Annotated in this window: 24 protein-coding genes and 1 pseudogene; 14 read left to right on the forward strand and 11 right to left on the reverse strand. The window is 68.0% G+C overall.

Annotation, left to right across the window (positions count from 1 at the left end; all coding sequences use genetic code 11):
* Positions 1–40: 40 nt before the first annotated feature.
* From BN4348_RS56290 to BN4348_RS56300, 3 genes are all read right to left on the reverse strand, one after another.
* The gene (locus tag BN4348_RS56290) at positions 41–1,702 is read right to left on the reverse strand and encodes a PE family protein (protein WP_066917322.1); all 1,662 of its coding nucleotides are present in this window, start codon (positions 1,700–1,702) and stop codon (positions 41–43) included.
* Between the two features lie 99 nt (positions 1,703–1,801).
* Positions 1,802–2,635: a tyrosine-protein phosphatase gene (locus tag BN4348_RS56295; RefSeq protein ID WP_066917323.1), complete on the reverse strand. Its 834-nt coding sequence runs from the start codon at positions 2,633–2,635 to the stop codon at positions 1,802–1,804.
* The gene (locus BN4348_RS56300) at positions 2,628–3,848 is read right to left on the reverse strand and encodes an acyl-CoA dehydrogenase family protein (protein ID WP_066917367.1); all 1,221 of its coding nucleotides are present in this window, start codon (positions 3,846–3,848) and stop codon (positions 2,628–2,630) included. Before BN4348_RS56300 ends, BN4348_RS56295 begins: the two co-directional genes overlap by 8 nt.
* A gap of 149 nt (positions 3,849–3,997) precedes the next feature.
* On the opposite strand from BN4348_RS56300, the gene BN4348_RS56305 reads away from it, so the two are divergent.
* Genes BN4348_RS56305 through BN4348_RS56320 form a run of 4 tightly spaced genes read left to right on the forward strand, consistent with a single transcriptional unit; the run spans position 3,998 to position 7,377 of the window.
* The gene (locus BN4348_RS56305; protein ID WP_066917368.1) at positions 3,998–4,459 is read left to right on the forward strand and encodes a nuclear transport factor 2 family protein; all 462 of its coding nucleotides are present in this window, start codon (positions 3,998–4,000) and stop codon (positions 4,457–4,459) included.
* 56 nt (positions 4,460–4,515) lie between these two features.
* A complete protein-coding gene (locus tag BN4348_RS56310; RefSeq protein WP_066917324.1) occupies positions 4,516–5,619 on the forward strand; it encodes a Re/Si-specific NAD(P)(+) transhydrogenase subunit alpha in 1,104 nt (367 codons plus the stop codon).
* Between the two features lie 10 nt (positions 5,620–5,629).
* Positions 5,630–5,956 (forward strand): NAD(P) transhydrogenase subunit alpha, encoded by a 327-nt coding sequence (locus tag BN4348_RS56315; RefSeq protein WP_066917325.1) that lies wholly within the window; start codon positions 5,630–5,632, stop codon positions 5,954–5,956.
* On the forward strand, positions 5,953–7,377 hold the full coding sequence (locus tag BN4348_RS56320) for an NAD(P)(+) transhydrogenase (Re/Si-specific) subunit beta (RefSeq protein ID WP_066917326.1): 1,425 nt from the start codon (positions 5,953–5,955) through the stop codon (positions 7,375–7,377). Before BN4348_RS56315 ends, BN4348_RS56320 begins: the two co-directional genes overlap by 4 nt.
* A gap of 3 nt (positions 7,378–7,380) precedes the next feature.
* On the opposite strand, the gene BN4348_RS56325 is transcribed toward BN4348_RS56320, so the two are convergent.
* Positions 7,381–7,506, reverse strand: a complete 126-nt coding sequence (locus BN4348_RS56325) for a hypothetical protein (protein ID WP_096866230.1) — start codon at positions 7,504–7,506, stop codon at positions 7,381–7,383.
* Positions 7,507–7,667: 161 nt separating this feature from the next.
* Here BN4348_RS56325 and BN4348_RS56330 point away from each other — a divergent pair, with 161 nt between their 5' ends.
* Positions 7,668–8,291, forward strand: a complete 624-nt coding sequence (locus BN4348_RS56330; RefSeq protein WP_066917327.1) for a TetR/AcrR family transcriptional regulator — start codon at positions 7,668–7,670, stop codon at positions 8,289–8,291.
* Between the two features lie 12 nt (positions 8,292–8,303).
* On the opposite strand, the gene BN4348_RS56335 is transcribed toward BN4348_RS56330, so the two are convergent.
* Positions 8,304–9,752, reverse strand: coding sequence for a PE family protein (locus tag BN4348_RS56335; protein WP_066917328.1), 1,449 nt, complete (start codon positions 9,750–9,752; stop codon positions 8,304–8,306).
* Positions 9,753–9,886: 134 nt separating this feature from the next.
* Positions 9,887–10,783: an alpha/beta hydrolase gene (locus tag BN4348_RS56340; RefSeq protein ID WP_066917329.1), complete on the reverse strand. Its 897-nt coding sequence runs from the start codon at positions 10,781–10,783 to the stop codon at positions 9,887–9,889.
* Between the two features lie 104 nt (positions 10,784–10,887).
* Here BN4348_RS56340 and BN4348_RS56345 point away from each other — a divergent pair, with 104 nt between their 5' ends.
* The 5 genes and pseudogenes from BN4348_RS56345 (at position 10,888) to BN4348_RS56365 (ending at position 15,030) form a co-directional block, all read left to right on the forward strand.
* Positions 10,888–11,988, forward strand: a complete 1,101-nt coding sequence (locus BN4348_RS56345) for an NAD(P)H-dependent amine dehydrogenase family protein (RefSeq protein WP_066917330.1) — start codon at positions 10,888–10,890, stop codon at positions 11,986–11,988.
* Positions 11,989–12,003: 15 nt separating this feature from the next.
* On the forward strand, positions 12,004–12,744 hold the full coding sequence (locus BN4348_RS56350) for a glucose 1-dehydrogenase (protein ID WP_066917331.1): 741 nt from the start codon (positions 12,004–12,006) through the stop codon (positions 12,742–12,744).
* A gap of 107 nt (positions 12,745–12,851) precedes the next feature.
* Positions 12,852–13,169 (forward strand): annotated as a pseudogene (locus tag BN4348_RS56355) (WhiB family transcriptional regulator); the annotation flags it as partial.
* Between the two features lie 126 nt (positions 13,170–13,295).
* Positions 13,296–14,645 (forward strand): FAD-binding oxidoreductase, encoded by a 1,350-nt coding sequence (locus tag BN4348_RS56360; protein WP_066917332.1) that lies wholly within the window; start codon positions 13,296–13,298, stop codon positions 14,643–14,645.
* Between the two features lie 34 nt (positions 14,646–14,679).
* Positions 14,680–15,030, forward strand: a complete 351-nt coding sequence (locus tag BN4348_RS56365) for a PNPOx family protein (protein WP_066917333.1) — start codon at positions 14,680–14,682, stop codon at positions 15,028–15,030.
* 80 nt (positions 15,031–15,110) lie between these two features.
* Here the strand turns inward: BN4348_RS56365 and BN4348_RS56370 are convergent, their stop codons facing one another.
* Genes BN4348_RS56370 through BN4348_RS56385 form a run of 4 tightly spaced genes read right to left on the reverse strand, consistent with a single transcriptional unit; the run spans position 15,111 to position 17,896 of the window.
* Positions 15,111–15,650, reverse strand: coding sequence for a TetR/AcrR family transcriptional regulator (locus BN4348_RS56370; RefSeq protein ID WP_066917334.1), 540 nt, complete (start codon positions 15,648–15,650; stop codon positions 15,111–15,113).
* A 31-nt stretch (positions 15,651–15,681) separates the two neighbouring features.
* Entirely contained in the window at positions 15,682–16,515 is an 834-nt protein-coding gene (locus BN4348_RS56375) for a thioesterase family protein (protein WP_066917335.1), read from the reverse strand.
* A gap of 19 nt (positions 16,516–16,534) precedes the next feature.
* Positions 16,535–17,353, reverse strand: a complete 819-nt coding sequence (locus BN4348_RS56380) for an SMP-30/gluconolactonase/LRE family protein (protein WP_066917336.1) — start codon at positions 17,351–17,353, stop codon at positions 16,535–16,537.
* Positions 17,354–17,404: 51 nt separating this feature from the next.
* A complete protein-coding gene (locus BN4348_RS56385; protein ID WP_066917337.1) occupies positions 17,405–17,896 on the reverse strand; it encodes an SRPBCC family protein in 492 nt (163 codons plus the stop codon).
* 97 nt (positions 17,897–17,993) lie between these two features.
* Here BN4348_RS56385 and BN4348_RS56390 point away from each other — a divergent pair, with 97 nt between their 5' ends.
* Genes BN4348_RS56390 through BN4348_RS56400 form a run of 3 tightly spaced genes read left to right on the forward strand, consistent with a single transcriptional unit; the run spans position 17,994 to position 20,953 of the window.
* Positions 17,994–18,884: an acyl-CoA thioesterase gene (locus tag BN4348_RS56390; protein WP_066917338.1), complete on the forward strand. Its 891-nt coding sequence runs from the start codon at positions 17,994–17,996 to the stop codon at positions 18,882–18,884.
* A 5-nt stretch (positions 18,885–18,889) separates the two neighbouring features.
* Positions 18,890–19,804, forward strand: a complete 915-nt coding sequence (locus tag BN4348_RS56395) for an LLM class F420-dependent oxidoreductase (protein ID WP_066917339.1) — start codon at positions 18,890–18,892, stop codon at positions 19,802–19,804.
* Entirely contained in the window at positions 19,805–20,953 is a 1,149-nt protein-coding gene (locus tag BN4348_RS56400) for an acyl-CoA dehydrogenase family protein (protein WP_066917340.1), read from the forward strand.
* Positions 20,954–21,022: 69 nt separating this feature from the next.
* Here BN4348_RS56400 and BN4348_RS56405 read toward each other — a convergent pair whose 3' ends face one another.
* Positions 21,023–21,688 carry a DUF427 domain-containing protein gene (locus tag BN4348_RS56405; RefSeq protein WP_066917369.1) on the reverse strand — a complete coding sequence of 222 codons (666 nt, stop codon included), beginning with the start codon at positions 21,686–21,688 and terminating at the stop codon, positions 21,023–21,025.
* 92 nt (positions 21,689–21,780) lie between these two features.
* Between BN4348_RS56405 and BN4348_RS56410 the strand changes: the two genes are divergently transcribed.
* On the forward strand, positions 21,781–23,418 hold the full coding sequence (locus BN4348_RS56410) for an HNH endonuclease signature motif containing protein (RefSeq protein WP_066917341.1): 1,638 nt from the start codon (positions 21,781–21,783) through the stop codon (positions 23,416–23,418).
* The last annotated feature ends 8 nt before the right edge of the window (positions 23,419–23,426 follow it).

Here is a 23,426-nt window from a genome sequence, read left to right on the forward strand (position 1 = left end):
GCCGCTGTCTTTGGGGCAATCCGCCTGGCGCGGGGGCGCGTTAGGGAATGAGGCTTTCGATGTCCTTGACGTTGCTCGAGAGCGCCGAAACGATCGTCAGGAATTCGACCCCGCCCGCCACCGTCCCCAACCCGACGTCGGCGGCGATCGGATAGCCGATGGCGTTGATGAGGTTGCCCTGCCCGAGTTGGCTCAGGAAAAGCTCGGAGTCGTAGAAGGGCAACTCGGTGGCGAGGGAGTAACCGATGTCGGCTGTCGGAAGCACGACCGCGTAGTCGGTCGAGACGATCCTGTTGACGGTGTCGAAGACCTGTTGCGGTGAGGGCAAGTTGGGCGGCGTCGTCGTCGGGCCCGGCGCGGTCGGCAGGGTGAACTGCGGAACGACCGCGGTCGGCTGCGACGCGATCTGCTGCACGTCGAGCGAGAAGTCGTGGATTCCCTGCTGGGTGCCGGCGGCCAGCGCGTTGAAGACGGTGACCGGGTTGGCGTCCGGGAACAACCCGAACGGTGTCGGCACGTCGGCGTAGCTGGTGGAGTACCCGAGGGTGGGGTCGGGACCGTAGCCCAGATTCACCAACACCTTCAGGTCCGGTTGGATCAGGTCGACCAACGGCTTGCCGATAACCGGTATGGCATCCAGCGGCTTGAGGAGCGGCAGGTCCGCCGTGGGAATCATGTAGTAGGTGGTGTTGCCGGTGTAACCCGGAGACGTCGGCAGCTGGATGGCGTTGTTGACCTGGGTGGGCGTGAGATCCAGATAGGTGGTGTGCACGAACACGATGCCCGCGACCGCGTTGAGGTCGGAAAGCAGATTGATCGGATAGCGCGGGAAGTCGGCGAACCCGTCGTATTCCAGCGTGTAGTTGGCCACGTGGTATGGCGTGTTGGCGTTCATCGCGGGATAGAAGTCCAGGCCCAGGGCGGGCAGGGACAGGTTCGGGAACCGCGACAGCAGGCCGCCGTTGGGGTTCACCTCGTTGCCGGTCAGCACGAAGTTGAGCTGGTTGACGTTGGGAGGGTTCGCGCCGAACAGGGACGTGCCGTTGGCGAGGTTCTGCATTTCCAGCGAGGAGATGATCGCGCTCTGGGAAATGCCGAAGACGGTGACCGACTGCCCCTGGTTGTGGATCGTGTTGTACAGCGTGTTGTCCAGGATGGTCACGCCCTCGGCCACCGACTGATTGAGGGGCAGGCTTTTGACGCCGGTCAGCGGGTACAACTGCTCCGGCGTGTAGAGCGCCGCCAGGGCGTTGACCGAGCGGACGTAGAGGTTGTTGGCCCGGGTGACGAACGACGTCGACGGGATGGGGACCCCGGTGCCGCCGATGAAATACGACACCTGGTTGGCCGGAAACGGAGGAATCGTGGCGGCCGGCAGCGGCGCGGTGGGCGAGGCCGCCCCCAGCCCCAGGGTGGCGGCGATGGCGGACTCGGTCTCCGCGTACGCGAGCCCGGCGGACGCCACCGTCTGCTGGAACTGGGTGTGAAACGCCTCGAACTGCGCGACGCCGGCCTGATATTCCTTGCCGACGGCGCCGAACACGTCCGCGATGGCCGCCGACACCTCGTCGCCGGCCGCTGCCGCCACGCCCGATGTCGGAGCGGCGGCGGCGGCGGTCGCGGCACTGAATGCCGAACCGATCCCTTCGATCTCCGTCGCGACCGACGCCAGCGCCAGCGGCTCAGCAATCACATACGACATGGGCCCCATCCTTTCCAAAGACGCGGACCCCGTCAGCGTAGGGTGCTCTCGCGATCCTGTCCGGCGTTTGGGCCCAGCGTGCGACCGGCGGCGGTCGGCTCAGCCGAGCAGCGCGGCGCGCAGGCGGTCGAGGTCGGCCTCGGTGATGCCGGCATCCTTGAGATAGGCGCCCAGCGAACCGAATTCGTCGTCGATCGCCTGGCGGGCGGCGGCGAGGTAATCCGGCCGGACGCCGAGCACCCCGTCGGATAGCCGCGCCTCGGTGAAGGTCACCACCTCCGGGGTCAGCTCGGTGTCGCCGCGCTGCTGGATCATTTCGTAGATGTGCGTCCGCAACTCGGGCACGGCGTCGTTGCTGCGCAGGAAGTCGGCGACGATGGCGTCGCGATCGATGCCGACGGCCTCCAGCACCGTCGCGATGACGAAGCCGGTGCGGTCCTTGCCCGCGAAGCAGTGCGTGAGCACCGGGCGCCCAGCGGCCAGCAGCGTAATGACACGGTGCAGCGCGCGCTGCGCCCCGTTGCGCGTCGGGAATTGGCGATACTCGTCGGTCATGAAGCGGACGGCGGTGTCGTTCACCGACTCCTCGGAGCCGTCGGATTCACCCCGCAACAGCCGCTGGAAGGCCTCTTCGTGCGGCGCGGCCCCGTCGGCCTGCTCATCGTCGGGTTGGTCGGACAAATCGGGAACCGGCAGCAGGTGGATCTCGACGCCGTCGGGCACCAGCCCCGCGCCGCGCCGGGCAACCTCGCGGGACGCGCGCAGGTCTGCGACGTCGGTGATCCCGAGCCGTCGCAGCGTTGCCCGGCCCTCGTCGTCGAGGCGGCTCAGCTCACCGGAACGGAACAGCCGTCCGGGCCGCAGCGCGGCAACACCGTCGGCGACGTCACGAAAGTTCCACGCGCCGGACAGTTCTCGGACGGCTTCAGGCATGCGTGGTGACCGCCGCGGCGAGCCCGGATTTCTCCCGGCCGATCTCGGCGCGCGCGATGGTACGCATGTGCACCTCGTCGGGACCGTCGAAGAGGCGCATGGCCCGGTGCCAGCCGTACGACCGGGCGAGCACCGTGTCCTCGCTGACGCCGGCGGCGCCGTGCACCTGGATCGCGCGGTCGATCACGTCGCAGGCCACCTGCGGCGCCACCGCCTTGATCTGCGAGACCAACGTGTGGGCAGCCTTGTTGCCGTGCTGGTCGATCGTCCACGCCGCCTTGTGGCACAGTAGGCGGGCCTGATCGATCTCGTTGCGGGACTTGGCGATTGCCTCGCGCACCACACCCTGCTCGGCCAGCGGACGGCCGAACGCCACGCGGTTGTTCGCCCGGTCCACCATCAGGGCCAGCGCGCGTTCGGCGCCGCCGAGCGCCCGCATGCAGTGGTGGATGCGGCCCGGACCCAGCCGGGCCTGGGCGATCGCGAAGCCCCCGCCCTCCTCGCCGAGCAGGTTGGTGACCGGAACGCGGACGTTGTCGTAGATGATCTCGCAGTGCCCGGGCTGGTCCTGGTAGCCGAAGACGGTGGTCGAGCGGACGACGGTCACGCCAGGGGTATCGATGGGCACCAAGACCATCGACTGCTGCTGGTGGCTGGCCGCCTCCGGATTGGTGCGGCCCATCACGATGAGGATCTTGCAGCGCGGGTCGGCCGCCCCGGACGTCCACCACTTGCGGCCGTTGATGACGTAGTCGGCGCCGTCGCGCTGGATGGAGGTCTCGATGTTGCGGGCGTCGCTGCTGGCGACCGCCGGCTCGGTCATCGAGAAGGCGCTGCGGATCTCGCCGGCCAGCAGCGGCTCCAGCCACTGCTGGCGCTGCTCCTCGGTGGCGAACAAGTGCAGCGTTTCCATGTTGCCGGTGTCCGGCGCGGCGCAGTTGAGCGCCTCGGGCGCGATCTCGAGGCTCCAGCCCGTCAGTTCGGCCAGCGGGGCGTATTCGAGGTTGGTCAGGCCCGACTCGGCCGGTAGGAACAGGTTCCACAGTCCCTGTTGTTTGGCCTTCCGTTTGAGTTCCTCGATGACCGGCGGAACGGTGTGGTCAGTCGGGCCGGCCTCGTGACGGTATTTGTCGTATGCGGCCTCGGCCGGGAAGACGTTCTCGATCATGAAGTCGGACAGTCGCTTGTGGTAGTCGCTGGCTTTGGCCGACATCGCGAAGTCCATGACCGTCACGATAGGACACGCGGGGTGACGCGTTCTTTCAGGTCGCCGGCGCGCGAGAGATCAGCGGTTGCGAGTGGCGCCGGCGTGTCGTCGCAGACGTTTATGTGTCGGGATTCCCGTCGAGCACGATGTACGTCATGACCGAATCCCGCCCGCCGTTCCCGCCGTTCACCTATGAAACGGCGATGCAAAAGGTCCAGGCAGCCGAGGACGCCTGGAACACCCGCGATCCCGAGCGGGTCAGCCTGGCCTACACGCCCGACTCGCACTGGCGGAACCGCGGCGAACACGTCGTCGGCCGCGAGGAGATCGTCGCGTTCTTGACCCGCAAGTGGGAGCGTGAACTCGACTATTCGCTGCGCAAGAGCCTGTGGGATTTCCACGGCAACCGCATCGCCGTGCGGTTCCAGTACGAGTGCCACGATCACAGCGGTCAGTGGTACCGCAGCTACGGGAACGAGCTGTGGGAATTCAGCCCGTCGGGGTTGATGGCGCGCCGCGAAGCCAGCATCAACGACGTGCCGATCGATGAGTCCGAGCGCCGGTACTTCGGCTCCCGCCCCGCATCCGAGCACGGGCAAGATATCCCGCTTTGGTGACGGCGGTTAGGGTGTCTGCGGCAAGCCAAAGACATAAGGAAGTGGATGTAGGCGCCATGACAGATGCGCAGACGACGGTGGGGGTGGTCGCCGAGTCCGGGACCGACGAGCGGCGCGTCGCGTTGGTCCCCAAGGCGGTCGCGTCGCTGGTCGACAGCGGTGTGGCGGTGGTGGTCGAGGCGGGTGCGGGCGAAGGCGCCCTGCTTCCCGACGAGCTCTACACCGAGGCGGGGGCCAGCATCGGCGACGCCTGGGCCGCCGACGTGGTCGTCAAGGTCGCACCGCCGACGGCGGACGAGGTCGGCAGGCTGCGCCGCGGGCAGACGCTGATCGGCTTCCTGGCTCCGCGGAATCCCGACAACCTGATCGGCGCGCTCACCGATGCCGGTGTGCAGGCGTTCGCGCTGGAGGCCATCCCGCGGATCTCGCGGGCCCAGGTGATGGACGCGCTGTCGTCGCAGGCCAACGTGGCCGGCTACAAGGCCGTGCTGCTGGCGGCCTCGGAGTCGACCCGGTTTTTCCCCATGCTGACGACGGCGGCGGGCACCGTGAAGCCGGCCTCCGTGCTGGTGCTCGGTGTCGGGGTCGCCGGGCTGCAGGCGCTCGCCACGGCCAAACGGCTGGGCGGGCGAACCTCCGGGTACGACGTGCGTCCGGAGGTGGCCGATCAGGTGCGGTCGGTGGGTGCGCAATGGTTGGACGTGGGCATCTCAAAAATCACAGCGGCCGGGGAGGGCGGGTACGCCCGCGAGCTCACCGAGGACGAACGGGCCCAGCAGCAGCAGGCGCTGGAAAAGGCGATCAGCGGTTTCGACGTGGTGATCACCACGGCGCTGGTGCCGGGCAAGCCCGCCCCGCGGCTGGTGACCGCCGCCGCCGTGGAGGCGATGAAGCCGGGCAGCGTGGTGGTGGACCTGGCCGGGGAGACCGGCGGCAACTGTGAACTCACGGAGCCGGGGCGGACGGTGGTCAAGCACGACGTCACCATCGCCGCGCCGCTGAACCTGCCGGCGACGATGCCCGAGCATGCCAGCGAGCTCTACAGCAAGAACATCACCGCGCTGCTGGACCTGTTGATCACCGACGGCAAGCTGGCGCCCGACTTCGACGACGAGGTCGTCGCCGCGGCCTGCGTCACCCGGACCCCCGCGGCCGGTTAGAGAGGACTAAATGTACGACGAGCTATTGGCCAACCTGGCGATCCTGGTCCTGTCGGGATTCGTCGGGTTCGCGGTGATTTCCAAGGTGCCCAACACCCTGCACACGCCGCTGATGTCGGGTACCAACGCCATCCACGGCATCGTGGTGCTGGGCGCGCTGGTGGTCTTCGGGGAAGTCGAGCACCCCTCGCTCGCCGTGCAGATCATCCTGTTCGTCGCGGTGGTGTTCGGCACGCTGAACGTCATCGGCGGTTTCATCGTCACCGACCGGATGCTCGGCATGTTCAAGGGCAAAAAACGCGCCCCGGCGAAGATTGAGGAGCCGGCGGCGAAATGAACTACCTCGTCACCGTCCTCTACATCATCTCGTTCGCGCTCTTCATCTACGGCCTGATGGGCCTCACCGGCCCGAAGACGGCGGTGCGGGGGAACCTGATCGCCGCGGTGGGCATGGCCATCGCGGTCGCCGCAACCCTGATCAAGATCCGGCACACCGAGTCGTGGGTGCTCATCATCGCCGGCCTCGTCGTGGGGGTCGTGCTCGGCGTGCCGCCGGCCCGGCTGACGAAGATGACGGCCATGCCGCAGCTGGTGGCGTTCTTCAACGGCGTCGGGGGCGGCACGGTCGCGCTGATCGCACTGTCGGAATTCATTGAGACGAACGGCTTTTCGGCCTTCCAGCATGGCGAGTCCCCGACCGTGCACATCGTGGTGGCGTCGTTGTTCGCCGCGATCATCGGGTCGATCTCGTTCTGGGGGTCGATCATCGCTTTCGGCAAGCTGCAGGAGATCATCTCGGGATCACCGATCGGCTTCGGCAGGGCCCAGCAACCGATCAACCTGCTGCTGCTGGCGGGCGCGGTGGCCGCCGCGGTGGTTATCGGCTTGGGTGCGCATCCCGGCACCGGTGGGGTGTCGCTGTGGTGGATGATCGGCCTGCTGGCCGCCGCCGGCGTGCTCGGCCTGATGGTGGTGCTGCCCATCGGCGGCGCCGACATGCCGGTGGTCATTTCCCTGCTCAACGCGATGACCGGGCTGTCGGCCGCCGCGGCCGGCCTGGCGCTGAACAACACCGCGATGATCGTGGCGGGCATGATCGTCGGCGCCTCCGGTTCGATCCTGACCAACCTGATGGCCAAGGCGATGAACCGGTCGATCCCGGCGATCGTGGCGGGCGGATTCGGCGGCGGCGGCGTGGCGCCCAGTGGCGACGGCGGCGGCGACAAGCACGTCAAGTCGACGTCGGCCGCCGACGCGGCGATACAGATGGCCTACGCCAACCAGGTGATCGTGGTTCCGGGGTACGGCCTGGCCGTCGCGCAGGCCCAGCACGCGGTCAAGGACATGGCGTCGCTGCTGGAGGACAAGGGCGTGCCGGTGAAGTACGCCATCCACCCGGTCGCCGGCCGCATGCCCGGGCACATGAACGTGCTGTTGGCCGAGGCCGAGGTCGACTACGACGCGATGAAAGACATGGACGACATCAACGACGAGTTCGCGCGCACCGACGTCGCCATCGTCATCGGCGCCAACGACGTCACCAACCCCGCGGCCCGCAACGAGACGTCCAGCCCGATCTACGGCATGCCGATCCTCAACGTGGACAGGGCGAAGTCGGTGATCGTCCTCAAGCGCTCGATGAACTCGGGCTTCGCGGGCATCGACAACCCGCTGTTCTATGCCGACGGCACGACGATGCTGTTCGGGGACGCGAAGAAGTCGGTGACCGAGGTCGCCGAGGAACTCAAAGCGCTATAGCGGTTAAACGGGCGGGTAGGCCGGCGGCGGGTACCCGTTGCCGTCGATGACGCCGCGCAGACCCCACGGCACGTACTTGAAGAAGAACTCGATCTCGTCGCTTGCGTCATAGTCCGGACTCGGATCCATGTCCCCACCTCTCGACTCGCGACCAGTTCGACACATCATCGTAGTCGCAGAGGCGCCGAAGCGATAGGCGCCGGTGGCCTTAAACTGTCCAACTAGTTGATTGGTACTTTGCCTTATCCGGGCCTGACACCGGGCCCCGGCAGCGACGATAGAGAGTACGAATGCCATCCGAGAACGGGCTGACCCGCCGCGAGGAGTTGCTGGCCGTTGCCACCAAGCTGTTCGCCGCGCGCGGCTATCACGGCACCCGGATGGACGACGTCGCCGATGTGATCGGCCTGAACAAGGCGACCGTCTATCACTACTACGCCAGCAAGTCGCTGATCCTGTTCGACATCTACCGCCAGGCGGCCGAGGGCACCCTGGCCGCCGTGCACGACGATCCGTCCTGGACGGCCCGCGAGGCGCTGTACCAGTACACCGTCCGCCTGCTCACCGGGATCGCGGCCAATCCGGAGCGGGCCGCCGTCTACTTCCAGGAGCAGCCCTACATCACCGAGTGGTTCACCAGCGAGCAGGTCGCCGAGGTCCGCGAGAAGGAGGCCCAGGTCTACGAGCACGTGCACGGGCTCATCGACCGCGGCATCGCCAGCGGGGAGTTCTTTCAGTGCGACTCGCATGTGGTGGCCCTGGGCTACATCGGGATGACGCTGGGCAGCTATCGATGGCTGCGGCCCAGCGGGCGGCGCACCGCCAAGGAGATCGCCGCCGAGTTCAGCACCGCGCTACTGCGGGGGCTGATCCGCGACGAGTCGATCCGCAACAGTTGCCCGCTCGGGCCGTAGTTCAACCGAGAGTCAGCCGAAATTGGGCGGCGGAATGAGGTGCAGCACATTGCCGGTCGCTCCGCTCAACAGAGATAGCAGCGTCGTGCTCGACTGGCCGAACGAGACATTGAGGCCGGGATCGATCGACGGGACCCACGGGTAGGTGTTCGGGAAGTACGACGGCGACAACAGTCCCGCTTCCACCCCGATTTCGACCGCGGCGCCGTAGGGACCCTGCACGGCGCCCAGGGCCAGGTCGGGGATGACCGTGAAAGGATTCGGTAGGTCGAACAGCCCGGCGGGGGTCGGAACGTTCGCATAGTTGGCGCCGGGTCCGTAGTCGCCGTAGCCCAGGTCGACGAGCACCCGCAGATCCGGCTGGAAGATGTCGGCGATCGGCGGGCCGGCGTAGGGGATGGCGCGGATCGGCTCCAGCAGCGGCAGGTTCTGGGACATGAGCATGTAGTACTTCGTGCTGCCGGTGTAGTCGGGCGAGGTCGGCAACTGGACAGCGGTGCCGACCGAGGTGGCCGAGAGGTCCGGGTAGCTGCCATGGACAAAGAAGTAGCCCATGAAGGCGTTGAGATCGGAGACGAGGTTGAGCGGGTACTGGGGCAGGTCGGCGATGCCGTCGTATTGGAGGGTGTAAATCGACGTCGGATACGGGGAATTCGGCGGGGTCGCGCCGTTGAACGCCACGTCCAGGAACGGGATGTAGAAGCCGGGGAAGCGCTCCAGGATCCCGCCGACGGGGTTGTTGGGATCGCCGATCAGCGTGAAATTCAACTGACCCTGATAGGGCGAGCCCGCGGCCATGAGGTTCCGTATTTCATTGGTGGCGATCGTGGCGCTCTGCGAGTAGCCGAACACGACGGCGTGGTTGTTCGATTGGTTGAAGAGCGTCGAGTTGATCGCGTTGTCCAGCAGCGTGACGCCCTTGGCGACGGACTGGCCGAACGTCAGGTTGCCAAGGCCCGGCGTCACCGGCCAGAACTGTTCGGGCGTGAACACGCCTTGGACGATCGCTGAGCCGAAAACCGGTTTGATGTAGGAGTTGTAGACGCTGTTTGCGTAGAAGGGGTCCGGTTGGGGGTTGTTGGTGCCGCCCATGATCAACGCGTACAGCGGGTCCCCGGGGGCCAACTGCACCACCGTCGGCGAGCCGGTGCCGGTGGACGTGCCCGTGAGAAGCGCCGCGTTGGCGGCCTCGGTTTGGGCGTAGGTGCTCGCCGCGGCCTCCAGGGCCCGGGTGAATTCGGCCTGGAAAGTGATGGCGTGGGAGAGGGTCGCTTGATAATGCCGGCCATAGCCGCCGAAGAGATTCGCGATGGCCGCCGACACCTCGTCCTCGGCCGCCGCCAGCAAACCGGTTGTCTGGCCCGCCGCGCCGGCGCGGGCGGCGTTGACCGCCGACCCGATTGTTTGCACATCTGCGGCCGCCGAGGCCAGCGTGTCCGGGGTGCTGATTAATTGCGACATCTCCCCGTCCTTCCCCACAGACTGGGACCCCGACCGGTCACACGGGACTTACCCGCGACCGTGGGTATTAGGTACTGACCGAGACTAGAGCCGTCCCGCCGGGAAATCCCGCGTTTTGCGCAAGTTTGCCCGGGCTACATTGGCGCGTTTTTCAAATGCCGGTCGAGGAACGCGAGCTGGTCTTCCACCACGCGCTCGAACGCGTCGTCGACATAGATCGCAAAGTGGCCCTCGGGGTACATCCTCACCTCCCCGCGCGGCGCCTTGGCCGCGTAGCGCAAGGTGGGGACCGGGGGTGCCACCGAGTCGGCTTCGCAGACGCAGAACAGGATCGGGCAGCCGATCTTCGCGGCGGCGCGCCCCGGCCGGTAGGTGATGACCTTCAGGGCCAACCGCGCGGCGACCTCGTTCGGCACCGTTTTGCCCTCGGGGACCAGCCGCATGTAGCCGGGGTAGACGTCGGGGGCGTTCATCAACGCGACCTCACCCGGCTTGCCCGCCGCGGCCACCATCACCGGTGACCGGCCGAACCGGGCCGCGATGAGGTCGCGCGCCGCCAGGGCACCGATACGCGCGAAGATCACCGGGCTGAGCGTGCGCGCGGACGCGACGCCGTCGGTGAACGGGCACTGTGCCACGACGGCCTTGATGCTTGGCAGCCGCGCCGCCGTCGCGATGACGTGGCCGCCGCCAAACGAGGTGCCCCACAAGCCGATTCGATCCCGATCGATGCCCTCCAGGGCGCGCCCGTAAGCCACCGCCGCCGCCCAGTCCGCGAGCTGCATCTTGATGTCGAGCAGTTGGCGCGGCCGGCCCCCGCTATCGCCGAAGTTGCGGTAGTCGAACACCAGGCAGGCGTAGCCGGCGGCGCTGAATCGCTCGGCATAGGCGTCCAGTCGCATGGTGCGCACCGCGCCCAGCCCGTGCGCCATCACCAGCAGAGGCGCCGGATCGGCGCTCGCGGGCCTATAGAGCCACGCGCTGATCCGGTCGTCGCCGGATGCGAATTGGACGTCCTCGCGGTGTGCCACAGCGCTTCAATTCTGCCCGGTGCCGGGTCGGGCTCGGTAGGCGCCTGAGAAATAGTGGACTACTGTCTAGAAACGTTTCGAGCGTTCGAGGGACGGAGACTCTGATGGCCATCCGCGTCGCGCACGTCGGCACCGGAAATGTCGGGGGCCTGGCCCTGGCCGAACTGGTCACCAACCCGCAGTTCGAACTGACGGGCGTGTGCGTCTCCACGCCGGAGAAGGTCGGCAAGGATGCCGGGGAACTGTGCGGCGTCGGCCTGGACGCCGCGACCGTGACGGGCGTCGCCGCCGTCGGAGACCTCGACGCGATCCTGGCCACCACGCCGGAGTGCGTCGTCTACTGCGCGATGGGCGACACCCGCCTGCCCGACGCGATGGCGGACGTGATGCGCATCTTGGCCGCCGGGATCAACGTCGTCGGATCGTCGCCGGGGTTGCTGCAGTACCCGTGGGGTGTGATGCCCGGCAAGTACATCGCCCGCGTCGAAGACGCTGCGCGGCAAGGAAATTCGAGCGTCTTCATCACCGGCGTCGATCCCGGTTTCATCAACGACCTCATTCCGTTCGCGCTGGCCGGCACCTGTCAAAGCATCGAGCAGGTGCGCTGCATGGAGATCGCCGACTACGCCACCTACGACGGCGCCGAGGTCATGCACTACATGGGATTCGGCAGGCCGCTGGACGAGATGCCGATGCTGCTGCAGCCCGGGGTGCTCAGCATCGCCTGGGGGACGGCGATCCGGCAGCTGGCGGCCGGCCTCGGCATCGAGATCGACGAGATCGCCGACTCGTGCCAGCGCGAACCGGCGCCCGAGGACTTCGAGATCGCGGTCGGGCCGGTGGCCAAGGGCACCATGGCCGCGCTGCAGTTCGAGATCCGCGGCATGTCCGGCGGCCGCCCGGCGATCGTCGTCGAGCACATCACCCGGTTGCGCCCCGACCTCCGACCCGACTGGCCGCAGCCGGCTTCCGGCGGCGGCTCCTATCGCGTCGAAATCACCGGGGAGCCGTCCTACGCCGTCGACGTCGTTCCGAGCAGCCGCAAGGGCGACCACAACCACGCCGCGATCGTCGGCGCGGCCGGGCGCATCGTCAACGCCATCCCGTCGGTGATCGCGGCCCCGCCCGGCATCCGGACCACCCTCGACCTGCCGCTGGTCACCGGCAAAGGTCTTTACGCACCGAACAACCTGATAGTCACGTAATCGAAAGGAGTCCCGGTGGGACGGGTCGACGGCAAAGTTGCGCTCATCAGTGGTGGCGCCCGGGGGATGGGCGCCTCGCACGCCCGGATTCTCGTGGAAGAGGGCGCCAAGGTGGTGATCGGCGACATCCTCGATGACGAGGGCAAGGCGCTGGCCGACGAGCTCGGTGACGCGGCGCGCTACGTCCACCTCGACGTCACCCAGCCCGACCAGTGGGACGCCGCGGTGGCGACGGCGACCGGCGAATTCGGCAAGCTCAACGTGTTGGTCAACAACGCCGGCATCGTGGCGCTGGGGCAGCTGAGGAACTTCGATCTGGGCAAGTGGCAGAGGGTGATTGACGTCAACCTGACCGGCACCTTCCTGGGCATGCGGGTGGCCGTCGATCCCATGACCGAGGCCGGGGGCGGCTCGATCATCAACGTCTCGTCGATCGAGGGACTGCGCGGCGCGCCCGCGGTGCATCCGTACGTCGCGTCGAAATGGGCGGTGCGGGGCCTGGCCAAGTCGGCGGCGCTGGAACTCGCGCCATTCAACATCCGGGTCAACTCGATACACCCCGGTTTCATCCGCACCCCGATGACCGCCAAGCTGCCCGAGGACATGGTCACCGTTCCGCTGGGCCGCCCGGGCGAGTCGCGGGAAGTGTCGACGTTCGTGCTGTTCCTCGCCAGCGACGAGTCGTCCTACACGACCGGCAGCGAGTTCGTCATGGACGGCGGGCTGGTGACCGACGTGCCGCACAAGCAGTTCTGAAACCTTCCCCGATCCCGCCCCTATTCGACGTGTGTTTAGGCCCCGCGATCGCGGGGAATCACGCATTGACCTGCGGGGGCCCTCGGGCCGGAAGAAGGGATCAGCTCATGTCGGTGTCAACCCTTGCCGGTCGCAGACGCTACGGCACGGGTGTCCGGGGGGTGGTCCGCAGCGCGGACGCGGACGACCCGGCTCGGTGGGTGTCGAGAGCGTTGTGCACCGATACGGACGCCGACGGCCTCTTCGTCACCGGTGCCGCCCAGCGCAAGGCCGCGGCGTTCTGCCGGCACTGCCCGGTCATGCGGGAGTGCGCGGCAGAAGCGTTGGACAACAATGTGGAATTCGGTGTGTGGGGCGGCATGACGGAACGCCAACGGCGAGCCCTACTGCAGCGGCACCCCGAGGTGGCGTCCTGGTCGAACTTCCTGAGCACGGTGGAGTCCGCTGAATTGCGCCGCGTGCTGCGGGTCGGGGGACGCCCGGCCGTGGCGTCCGGCGCGGAAGACATGTCGCTGTTCTGGATCTAGCCCGGCGGTGCTATAACCGCGAGCATGCCTGGCAGCCTCGGGGACCTGAAGGGGATCGTCGGTTCCAAGCACGTCATCACCGATACCGACGTGCTGGCCGGCCGCAGCGTCGACCACACCGGCCGCTATCGCGGGCGGGCCAGCGCGCTGGTGCGGCCGGGGTCGGCCGAGGAGGTCGCCGCGGTGCTGAGGGTGTGCCGCGACGCCGGGGCGCACGTGACGGTGCAGGGCGGCCGCACCTCGCTGGTGGCCGGCACCGTCCCCGAGCACGACGACGTGTTGCTGTCCACCGAACGGCTTTGCGCCGTCGGCGACGTCGACACCGTCGAACGCCGCGTGGAGGCCGGCGCCGGCGCCGCGCTGGCCGCCGTTCAAAGCGCCGCCACCGCGGCGGGTTTGGTGTTCGGCGTGGACCTGGCCGCCCGCGACACGGCGACCGTCGGCGGCATGGCCTCGACGAACGCCGGCGGCCTGCGCACGGTCCGCTACGGCAACATGGGCGAGCAGGTCGTCGGCTTGGCGGTGGCGCTGCCCGACGGTTCGCTGATGCGCCGCCACAGCCAGGTGCGCAGCGACAACACCGGCTACGACCTGCCGGCGCTGTTCGTGGGCGCCGAGGGCACCCTCGGCGTGATCACCGCGCTGGACCTGCGGTTGCACCCCACGCCGTCGCATCGGGTGACGGCGGTCTGCGGGTTCGCCGACCTCGAGGCGCTGGTCGAGGCCGGCCGCTGCTTTCGGGACGTCGACGGGATCGCGGCGCTGGAGCTGATCGACGGCCGGGCCGCGGCGCTGACCGCCGAACACCTGGGGGTCGGCGCACCGGTCGCCGGCGACTGGCTGCTGTTGGTGGAGCTGGCGGCCGACCACGACCAAACCGATCGCCTCGCCGACCTGCTGGACGGCGTGCGGCCGTGCGGCGAACCCGCCGTCGGCGTGGATACCGCTGCGCAGCAACGGTTGTGGCGCGTTCGGGAAGGCCTCGCCGACGTGCTCGGGGTATACGGGCCGCCGCTGAAGTTCGACGTCTCGTTGCCGTTGTCGTCCATAGCCGAATTCGCAAGGCAGGCAGCCGATTTGATCGGCACGCGTGCTCCCGAGGCGCTGCCCGTGCTGTTCGGCCACGTCGGAGAGGGCAACCTGCACCTCAACGTGCTGCGCTGCCCGGCCGAGCGCGAGCGGGATCTGTACGAGCCGATGATGGACCTCATCGCGCGGTGCGGGGGCAACGTGAGTTCCGAGCACGGCGTCGGCACCCGCAAGCGCCCCTACCTGGGCATGTCGCGGGAGCCCGCCGACATCGCCGCGATGCGGGCGGTCAAGGCCGCCCTGGACCCGACCGGCTACCTCAACGCCGCGGTGCTGTTCGACTGATCGTGGTTGTGCCGTCTGACATACGCTGGGATTCATGGCATCCGGAATCTTCGACACGCCCATTGTCAGGATCGTCAACAACTTATTCGGCGGACTGATCGACGCGCCCATCGTCGGGCCACTGGTACGACGCGGGATGATCAAAATTCGCTATGTCGGCAGGCGTTCGGGTAAGACGATCCAGACCCCGGTCGGGTACCGCCGCTCCGGTGACGGCATCGTCATCAACGTCATGTCGCCCGATAGCAAGACATGGTGGCGAAACTTCCTCGGCGCGGGCGGGCCGATCACGCTGCTCAACTTCGACGGCGCCGACCGCACCGGACACGCGATCGCCGGCCGCGACGAGAAGGGCCGGGTCAAGGTCGCGGTGCAGCTCGACTAGTCCTCTTCTTGCCGCGAGGGTGCGCAGTTGTACGCGTACGACGGCGTGTCGCCGTACAAACACGCTCGCGGGGGATGGGGCTAGCTGGAGCCCTTGATCCCGACGGCGTGGCGCAACTGCTCCAGGAACTGGTCGGCGTCGTCGCTGCGGACGATGTAGTGCGAGATCGCGATCCGGATGACGGTCGCGGCCTTCACCGCGGCGTTGGGTCCCGAGAGGTGCCGTTGCAGGCCGGCGCGCATCTCCGGGATGACGCGACCGAACTGGGCCACGGTGTGCTCGGGCTCGACGTCGACCATGCGTACCCCCGAGTACGAATGCTGGAACTCGACGATGAATCGCAGCACGGCGTCGAGCTTGTCGACTCCCTTCAGCCCGGCGGTGGCCCTGACCAACCCACTCTCGAAGGCCTGCCGTTCGTATTGCGAAAACGCCGACAGCAGTTCCTCTTTGGACGCGAACCAACGGTAAAGCGTGGGGCGCGACACCCCCGCTTGCGCGGCCACCTCGGACAGGCTGAGCTTGGTCTGACCGTTGCGGCCGAGTACTTCGGCGGTGGCGTCGAGGATGCGCTGACGCGTGGAGGTGTCGATCTCTGCCGCTTGGGCCGGCTGGCTCATAGCAGAAACTTTACGAAGTATCGCCAACGTGTCACGGCTTTTTCTTTTCCCGGCCAGGTCGCGCGCGCACCAGCACGGACTGCTGGATGGCGCCGACGGCGCCGCGCTCGTCGAACAGGGTGCCGACCGTGGTCCCGATGCCGTCCGGCCCGTAGCTGGTCTCCGCGCGGATGCCGATCCAGTCACCGTCGGGGATCCGGAACACGTGCACGGCGAGGTCGGTGTTGAGGAACGTCCACTTGGTGATGTCCAGCTTGCTGCCGATGCCGTTGGCGCAGTCGGCCACCGCGAACAGCCGTTCCAGCGGCGTCATGGTCTCGCCTTTGACCAGGTCCACGGTCGGGTTGATCCAGGACTCGCCCGGGCCCGCGCTCAGCGGTTCGGTCAGCCAGAGCCACTCGAGGCTGTGCACGTAGTTGCGGTCCCAGTCCCTCGCCTTGAGGTTGCGGTTGCGGGCCTCGGTCCGCGGGCGCGGCAGCGGGGCGGCGGCGTGAGCGATCGCAAGCGTGTCCTGCTGCTGCAGGCGCCATCCGCTGGCGCGGGCCACCGGCCGCGGTTCGCCGTCGGGGCCCGGGGCGAGCATCTCGGCGCTGACCAGTTCGATCTGCTTGCCGCCGCGCTGCACGTGAGAGCTGACCCACAGGTCACCCTCGGCCGGCACCCCGCCCAGCAGGTCGATGACGACCCGGGACAGCCGGGTGTCGTCGCGCCGGTCGCACCGTTCCAGCGCCCGGACCAGCAGCGCCGACACCGGCCCGCCATGCTGGATCGCCGCCGACCAGGTGCCGCGCGCCAGGTCGGTCGCCCGGAACTTCTCGCCCGGCGCCCCGGCGTCGTCGATCAGCTCGTAGTAGCAATCCGTCACTCGTCCACCTCTCGGGGTGTCAGGGTAGGCCCGCGCCGGGCGTCTCGACCGTCACGGCGTCCAGCCGCGACTGCTTGGTCCCGATCAGGCGCCGGGGATACGCGTCGGTGCTGGACAGCAAGAACAGCGTGCGGCGCGAGGGGCCGCCGAGCGCGCACGCGATGGCGACCCGCTCGCCCATGTCAATGCGGTCGGTCACCACGCCGCCCTCGGTGATCCGCTCGAACTGGTGCGCCAGCGTCATGGACGCCCACACGCCGCCCTCGGCGTCGAGCGCGATCCCGTCGGGCGGCCCGTCGAGGCCGTCGGCGAAGACCCGGCGGTCGCCGAGCCCGCCGTTGGCGTCGATGGTGAACGCGGTCAGCCGGCGCGCGGTCGACTCGGCGACGATCAACGTCTTTCGGTCGGGGGTGATCACCATGCCGTTGGGAAAATCCAGGTCTTCTGCGACGACGGTGGCGGTGTCGTCGGGATCGAGGCGGATGATCGCGCCGCCGGAGAACGCCTGGCATCCGATGTAGGCCCGCCCGGTGTCGTCGACGACCATGTCACCCAGATTGGCCGGCGTCAGATAAGCCAGATCGGCGATGGGGACGACCGTGTCGCCGTCGTAGCGCAGCACCTGCCGGTCTTCGCTCGAGGCGATCAGCAGTGACCCGTCGGGGCGGAACCCCAGGCCGGACGGGGAGCGCCCGGGCAGCGGCAACGTGGTCAGCGAGCCGCGCATGTCCGCGGTGTGAACGGCCTCGCCGAGCATGTCGGAGAACCACAGCAGTCCCTCGAACCAGCGCGGGCCCTCCCCGAAGCAGAAGCCGTTGGCCAGGGGCTCGGGAATCATCCTGCTAGGCCTTTCGACAAACTTTCCGCCTTACAAAACATCGCCGAAGTGTCATGCAGGACGTGCGCCGGTGTCAATCTCGCCCAGTTCGCGCGCCACGGCCTCGTGGTAGGCGTCGATGCGCGCCGGGTTGGCCTGCTGGAAGAGCTGATCGGGCAGCGGGGCGTGCTTGTGCGCCTCGATCGTCATCGTCCGGGAGAACAAGGTGATGTCCCGGCCCGGCCGGGTGAACCGGTAGGTGACGGTGATCCGGCCCTCGAGGCCGCCCTTCCCGTCGCGGTCGTGGCCGAGGCGGCCGACCGAATTGAACACGAACAGCGTGGGCCGGTCGGCGATGGCCAGTCGCCAGCTGAAGATCCGGTCGCCGTCCGGGCCGGCCTCCTCCCAGGTGTCGCCGACCTTGAGCGGCAGCTCGGGCAGCTTGCCGACGTGTGCGCTGCCGGGGTAGGTCCTCGTCCAATTCGCCGGATTGGTCACAAAGTCGTACACCGCCTCGGCGGGATGGGCAAAGGCGGTCTCCGAGGTGCTCGTCACGATGCCCAATTGCGTTGCCTCCCTGCGTCTGTTAGCCAAGCTTTACAAATCCTACTCAAAGTGTCACGCTGAGCCGTGAGCTGCTAGCGCGAGAGATGGAGCGGACTTGACCAAAGCTTCCGAGGAATCCGAGCAGACCGAGTGGACGGTGCAGGGCCTGCTGGATCTCTTCGACGTGCGGGCCGACGGGCAAGATCGGTTCACCGGCGACACCGGGATTGCCGTCGGCGACGAACGGCAGGTGGTGGAGGGCACCCAGGTGCTCGCCCAGGCGATCGTCGCGGTGGCCAAACGATTCCCGGACAAGTCCGTGCGCTCGGCGCACGCGGTGTTCTCCCGCGCGGTCACCGTCGGGCCGCCGATCGAATTCGTGCTCGACGTGGTGGCCGAGGGCCGGTCCACCGCGACCGCCGTGGTCGCCGTGCACCAGAACGGTCGGCGCTGCCTGAGCATCACCGTGCTGGCCGACGTCCCGACCGCCGACGTCATCCGTCACCACCTGCCGCGTCCCGACGTGGCCGCGCCCGCGGAGGCCAACCACTCGCCGATGCCGATGGTCGGACGCGAACTGCGCCTGGTCGACGTCGTCGACGTGAACAGCCCCGACGAGGTCGGGCCGCCGGAGCTCTACGCGTGGCTGCACTACGAACCGATCCCCACCCGGGACGACCTGGCCAAGGCGTTGCTGGCGTATTTCACCGGCCACCTTGGGATTTCGACCACCATGCGCGCGCACCCGGGCATCGGCACCGCCCAGGCGCACCTGACCGTGTCCACCGCGCCGATGAGCATCTCCGTCGCGTTCCACGAACCGGTGCGCTGGGCGGGTTGGCTGCTCTACACCCACGAGAGCACCCAGGTCGGCGCGGGAATGTCGTACGTGCGCGGCACCGTGCACTCGCAAGAAGGCGAGCTGCTGTGCTCGTTTGCCCAGGAGGCGCTGATCCGTCCGCTGCGCACCAGCGACACGGCGATCGATTCCCGCGCGCGATTCTGACTGCTATGCGTTTTACGATCACGCACCCGATGCACAGCCATCCGTACAACCCGGAGCTGGTGAGCGGGCAGGGCATCGCCACGGTGGCGGCGGCCGCCGAGGCGGCCGGGATTCACGGGTTCGGCTTCACCGACCACCCGGCACCGTCGCAGCGATGGCTGGAGGCCGGCGGACACGACGCCCTGGATCCTTTTGTCGCGCTGGGTTATGCGGCCGCCGGGACGACGACGCTGCGGCTGATCCCCAACATCGTGGTGCTGCCGTATCGAAACCCGTTCGTGGTGGCCAAGTCCGGGTCCTCGCTGGACCTGCTTTCGGGCGGCCGCTTCACCCTCGCCGTCGGCGTGGGTTACCTCAAGCGTGAATTCGCGGCGCTGGGCGTGAATTACGACGAGCGCGCCGAGCTGTTCGATGAGGCGCTGCGGGTGATCCGGGCGATCTGGACCGGTGACGACGTCACCTTCGAGGGAAAGCATTTCACCGCCCGGGGCATCACGGCGCACCCACGACCGGCGAGCTGCCCACCGATCTGGATCGGCGGCAACACCACGACCGCGCGCCAGCGCGTCGCGCAGCACGGCGACGGTTGGTGCCCCTTTCCCGCTCCGCCGCAGCTCGCTCAGACCGCGGGCACCGCGGTGATCGACTCCGTGCAGCGCCTCACCGAGGGCATCGACGATCTGCGCCGGCGCTGCGACGCGGCGGGCCGCGACTGGTCGGCGATCGACGTCACCTTCACCAACTTCGAAGGCGGCAGCCCCGCGTCCGATGAGTTCAACGCCGACGCGTACCTCGATGGACTGGAAAAGCTTGCGGCAGTGGGGGTGACGTGGGTGAGCGTCGGTCTGCCCGGCGACAGCGTGGCCCATGCGCTCGACACCCTCGACCGGTTCCGCACCCTAGTCATCGACGCGATGTAAATGGACTTCTCGCACGTCGAACTCTCCTACCAGGACCAGAAATTTCTTGACGAGACCCGGGCCTTCATCGATAAGCACGTCACCGACGAGGTGCTCGCCCGTCAGCTTGAATTCGGCGAAAACTTCGACGAGCAAGTGCATTTGGCGCTCGGCGAGGCCGGTTATCTGGCCTCGGACTGGAAGGCAGAAACCGACGGCGGGTTCAGCCCGGTTCGGCGGCGCATCTTTGCGCTCGAGATCGCCCGGGCCCACACGCCGTGGTACCACTGGGGCACCACGTCCGTCGTCGCGCGGCTGGTGCAGCAATTCGGCGCCCCGGAGCTCGCCGGCAAAGTCGTGCCCGGCGTGCTGTCCGGCGAGATCCGGCTGTGCCTGGGGTACACTGAGCCGGAGGGTGGCTCCGACGTCGCCACCTGCAAGACCCGGGCGGTGCGCGACGGCGACGCGTGGGTCATCAACGGCTCCAAGATGTTCACCTCGAACGCGCAGAACGCCCGGTACGTCTTTTTGCTCACCAACACCGACCCGCAGGGCCCGAAGCACAAGAACCTGACCATGTTTCTGGTTCCCCTGGATTCGCCTGGGATCGAGATCCAGGGCATCCGCACCTTGGACGGCGACCGCACCAACATCGTCTACTACAGCGACGTTCGCGTCGACGACCTGCACCGCATCGGCGAGGTGAACGGCGGCTGGACGGTGATGCGTGCGGCGCTGGACTCCGAGCACGGCATGGTTGATCCGGAAGACCATGGCTTGCAATACATTGCGGCGATGGCCGGTCACGGCGACGTGATGGCCGAGGTGGTCGACACGGTAGCGGCGCTGGTTGCGAAGGTGGACGACCGGTCGGTGAAATACCGGCTCGGGCGCGCCGTCGCGCGGATGGAGGCGGCGCTGTCCACGCCCGGGATGTTCGGGCGCGTGGCGATCGCACAGACGATGCGCGACATCGCCCCGGACCTGATGGACATCTTGGGGGCGGCGTCGGCGCTGCCCACCGACGCTCCGAGCGCCGCGAGCGACGGTGCGGCAGAACACCTTTACCGCCTTTCGTTGCCGCTCGGGATCTACGGCGGAACCCTCGAGGTGTTCCGCAACATGATCGCGCAGCACGCGCTGGGGCTCGGGCGTCCTCATTACGGCTAGCTTTCCCGCGAAAGTGCAACTACCGGCGGCGGTAATCGGGAAATGCGTCGCCAGTTGAACTTTCGCGGCTTAAGTGAGCGGTAGCTCGGCGACGACGTCGACGCGTGCGGCGTCGAAGCTCAGGAACCCCTTGATCGGCAGGCTCTCCGGGGGCGGGTCTTCATAACTCCACGCAACGTCCTCGATGGGGCCCACCGACCAGTAGGTGGCAAAGCCCTTGTAGTTGCAGTAGCTCGCTGTCTCCGATCGCCGCAGCAGGTCGGTGCGCACGTGTTGTGGGTTTATGTAGAGGCGAGGTTCCAGCGCGGTCTCGAACAGGATCAGCGTGTCGTCGGTGTCCACCAGCGTGGTGTCGCCCACCGAGACGCGCAGGTGTCGCCGCGTCGGGCGGCAGTCGACGCGGTGGTACGGATTCGGCGGGTAGTGCACCAGCTCGCGGCCTTCCTCCAGCCAGGTGTCGACCCCGTCCCAGGGCACGTGAACGTAGCCCGGCGCCTCGGGCTCCGGCTCGGCGGGTAAGTCGCCGACCTCGTCGGCCGGAAACACGTAGCTGAGCGGGCGGCCCCGTCGGTGCAGCATGAGCGCCCGCTCAGTGTCGATCACCGGCCGGCCGCCCTTGATGCCCTGGACGCGCCGTGGGTGCGGCTCGATGTACACGACGTCGTCGGGAATCCCGGGCGAGAACCGCCCGGCCGGGTCGCTGCTGAGCGGACCGCGTCCGGCTACCAGGCTCATGGTGATCACCTTTCCAGCCGCCCTGCCGGATATCCACAGGCGGCTCGGCTGCATCGGACGTTATGTCGGGGCGGTCTGGCATACTCGAACACATGTGCGAAGATCTGATCGAATGCGAGCCCGCCGCCCTGGTGGCGGTCGTCGAGTCCACCCACCGCGAGGAGTCGGTGTTGGTGGCGCGGCGACTGGCGGCGGTGGCGGCGTTGCTGCGGCGCCGGGTCGCCGCGGTGGAGAGGTCAGAGGTCCGGCGCGAGCACGCCGCGATCGACGGCTTTGAGCAAGCCGCCGCCGAGGTGGCCGCGGCGATGAATCTCTCGCCGTCGGCCGCCTGCTATGTGGTGTCGTACGCGGAGGCGCTGGATGTTCGGTTGCCGCAGGTCGCGGGCCTGCTGGCCGAGGGGCGCACAGACTGGAGGACGGTGCGGTTGATCATCGGCCGGACCGACCTGATCACCGACGAGGGCGTGATGGCCGACCTCGACCGTTCGTTGGCCGCGCGGATCCGCAGCTGGCAGGGCTGGTCCAAGCAGCGGATCGTCAATGCCGTGGATGCCGCGGTGCGGGCCGCTGATCCCGACGCCGCCCGGGAGGGCCGCGAGGCAGCCGACAAAGACCGCCACATTGCGATCAGCCCGCAGGGCAATGGGATGGCCGCCGTCTACGGTTCGGTGGCCGTCGCGGCCGCGACCGCGTTCGATCAGCGGCTGTCACAGCTGGCCAAAGACGTGTGCGCGGCTGACCCGCGGACGCTGGATCAGCGCCGCGCCGACGCGCTGGCGGCGCTCGCCGAAGGTCGCCGGCTGGGGTGCGCCTGCGGGCGCCCCGATTGCCCGAACCGGGCCGGCGGTGCGCAGAAAGAGCCGGGCGGGGCGCAGGTGCTGATCAATCTCATCGCGAGCGAGCGGACGGTATACGCCGGCGCGGATCAGCCCGGCTACCTGGCGGGCTACGGCGTCATCGACGCCGAGCAAGTTCGTCAGCTGGCGGAGGCCGCTTCCGTCCTGACGGCGAGTCCGGTGACGAGCCCTGCTGCGGCGCTGCGTTACCAACCGCCGGCGGCCTTGGAGCGCGCGGTGCGATGCCGGGATTTGACATGCAGATTTCCGGGTTGCAGCCGTCCGGCCATCGCCTGCGATGTCGACCACACGATCCCGTTCAACCATCGAGATCCGGCGGCCGGCGGACTGACGGTGTACGACAACCTCAAATGCCTGTGTCGGCTCCACCACCGCCTCAAAACTTTCGGTGGTTGGCGAGATACGCAACTCGCCGACGGCACCGTGGTGTGGGTCTCGCCAGCCGGTCGAACCTATCGGACGTTTCCGGCCGGTGCGGACCTGTTTCCGCAGCCCCGCGGTCCGGCATGNTTTCCGGCCGGTGCGGACCTGTTTCCGCAGCCCCGCGGTCCGGCATGCGGCCCGCCGCCACCGACCACACCGCGGCGGTCTGCGCGGCGAAGCGCGCGGATTGCGAAGGCGCGCAAGCACAACCGTGAGCAGCGGCCTGTCAACCAGGCCCGCCGGCGACTCGAGCAGGCGCGCAAAGAAGAAATCGCGGCGCGCAAGTTCCGAAACCACATGCGCGACATGCTGTTTGTGTTCAAGGGCACGCCGAGCACCAGCCCGTTCTGCACTTGGGTCAACGACCCGCGCGAGCCGGAAGAGCTGCCGGAGGACTGGACACCCGAGTATCCAACCCACGAACCCCTGCCCGGCGACCCGCCCTTCTGACGAAGCTG

The organism is Mycobacterium interjectum (genome assembly GCF_900078675.2).
In the GTDB taxonomy this organism is placed as follows: domain Bacteria; phylum Actinomycetota; class Actinomycetes; order Mycobacteriales; family Mycobacteriaceae; genus Mycobacterium; species Mycobacterium interjectum.

Excerpts from the sequence above, each read along its gene's own strand:
- BN4348_RS56295 (WP_066917323.1), bottom strand. The coding sequence starts at position 2,635 with ATGCCTGAAGCCGTCCGAGAACTGTCCGGCGCGTGGAACTTTCGTGAC.
- BN4348_RS56325 (WP_096866230.1), bottom strand. The coding sequence starts at position 7,506 with ATGGATCCGAGTCCGGACTATGACGCAAGCGACGAGATCGAGTTCTTC.
- BN4348_RS56345 (WP_066917330.1), top strand. The coding sequence starts at position 10,888 with ATGGCCATCCGCGTCGCGCACGTCGGCACCGGAAATGTCGGGGGCCTG.
- BN4348_RS56320 (WP_066917326.1), top strand. The coding sequence starts at position 5,953 with ATGAACTACCTCGTCACCGTCCTCTACATCATCTCGTTCGCGCTCTTC.
- BN4348_RS56365 (WP_066917333.1), top strand. The coding sequence starts at position 14,680 with ATGGCATCCGGAATCTTCGACACGCCCATTGTCAGGATCGTCAACAAC.
- BN4348_RS56315 (WP_066917325.1), top strand. The coding sequence starts at position 5,630 with ATGTACGACGAGCTATTGGCCAACCTGGCGATCCTGGTCCTGTCGGGA.
- BN4348_RS56305 (WP_066917368.1), top strand. The coding sequence starts at position 3,998 with ATGACCGAATCCCGCCCGCCGTTCCCGCCGTTCACCTATGAAACGGCG.
- BN4348_RS56360 (WP_066917332.1), top strand. The coding sequence starts at position 13,296 with ATGCCTGGCAGCCTCGGGGACCTGAAGGGGATCGTCGGTTCCAAGCAC.
- BN4348_RS56290 (WP_066917322.1), bottom strand. The coding sequence starts at position 1,702 with ATGTCGTATGTGATTGCTGAGCCGCTGGCGCTGGCGTCGGTCGCGACG.
- BN4348_RS56380 (WP_066917336.1), bottom strand. The coding sequence starts at position 17,353 with ATGATTCCCGAGCCCCTGGCCAACGGCTTCTGCTTCGGGGAGGGCCCG.
- BN4348_RS56335 (WP_066917328.1), bottom strand. The coding sequence starts at position 9,752 with ATGTCGCAATTAATCAGCACCCCGGACACGCTGGCCTCGGCGGCCGCA.
- BN4348_RS56400 (WP_066917340.1), top strand. The coding sequence starts at position 19,805 with ATGGACTTCTCGCACGTCGAACTCTCCTACCAGGACCAGAAATTTCTT.
- BN4348_RS56310 (WP_066917324.1), top strand. The coding sequence starts at position 4,516 with ATGACAGATGCGCAGACGACGGTGGGGGTGGTCGCCGAGTCCGGGACC.
- BN4348_RS56395 (WP_066917339.1), top strand. The coding sequence starts at position 18,890 with ATGCGTTTTACGATCACGCACCCGATGCACAGCCATCCGTACAACCCG.
- BN4348_RS56405 (WP_066917369.1), bottom strand. The coding sequence starts at position 21,688 with ATGAGCCTGGTAGCCGGACGCGGTCCGCTCAGCAGCGACCCGGCCGGG.
- BN4348_RS56370 (WP_066917334.1), bottom strand. The coding sequence starts at position 15,650 with ATGAGCCAGCCGGCCCAAGCGGCAGAGATCGACACCTCCACGCGTCAG.
- BN4348_RS56300 (WP_066917367.1), bottom strand. The coding sequence starts at position 3,848 with ATGTCGGCCAAAGCCAGCGACTACCACAAGCGACTGTCCGACTTCATG.
- BN4348_RS56330 (WP_066917327.1), top strand. The coding sequence starts at position 7,668 with ATGCCATCCGAGAACGGGCTGACCCGCCGCGAGGAGTTGCTGGCCGTT.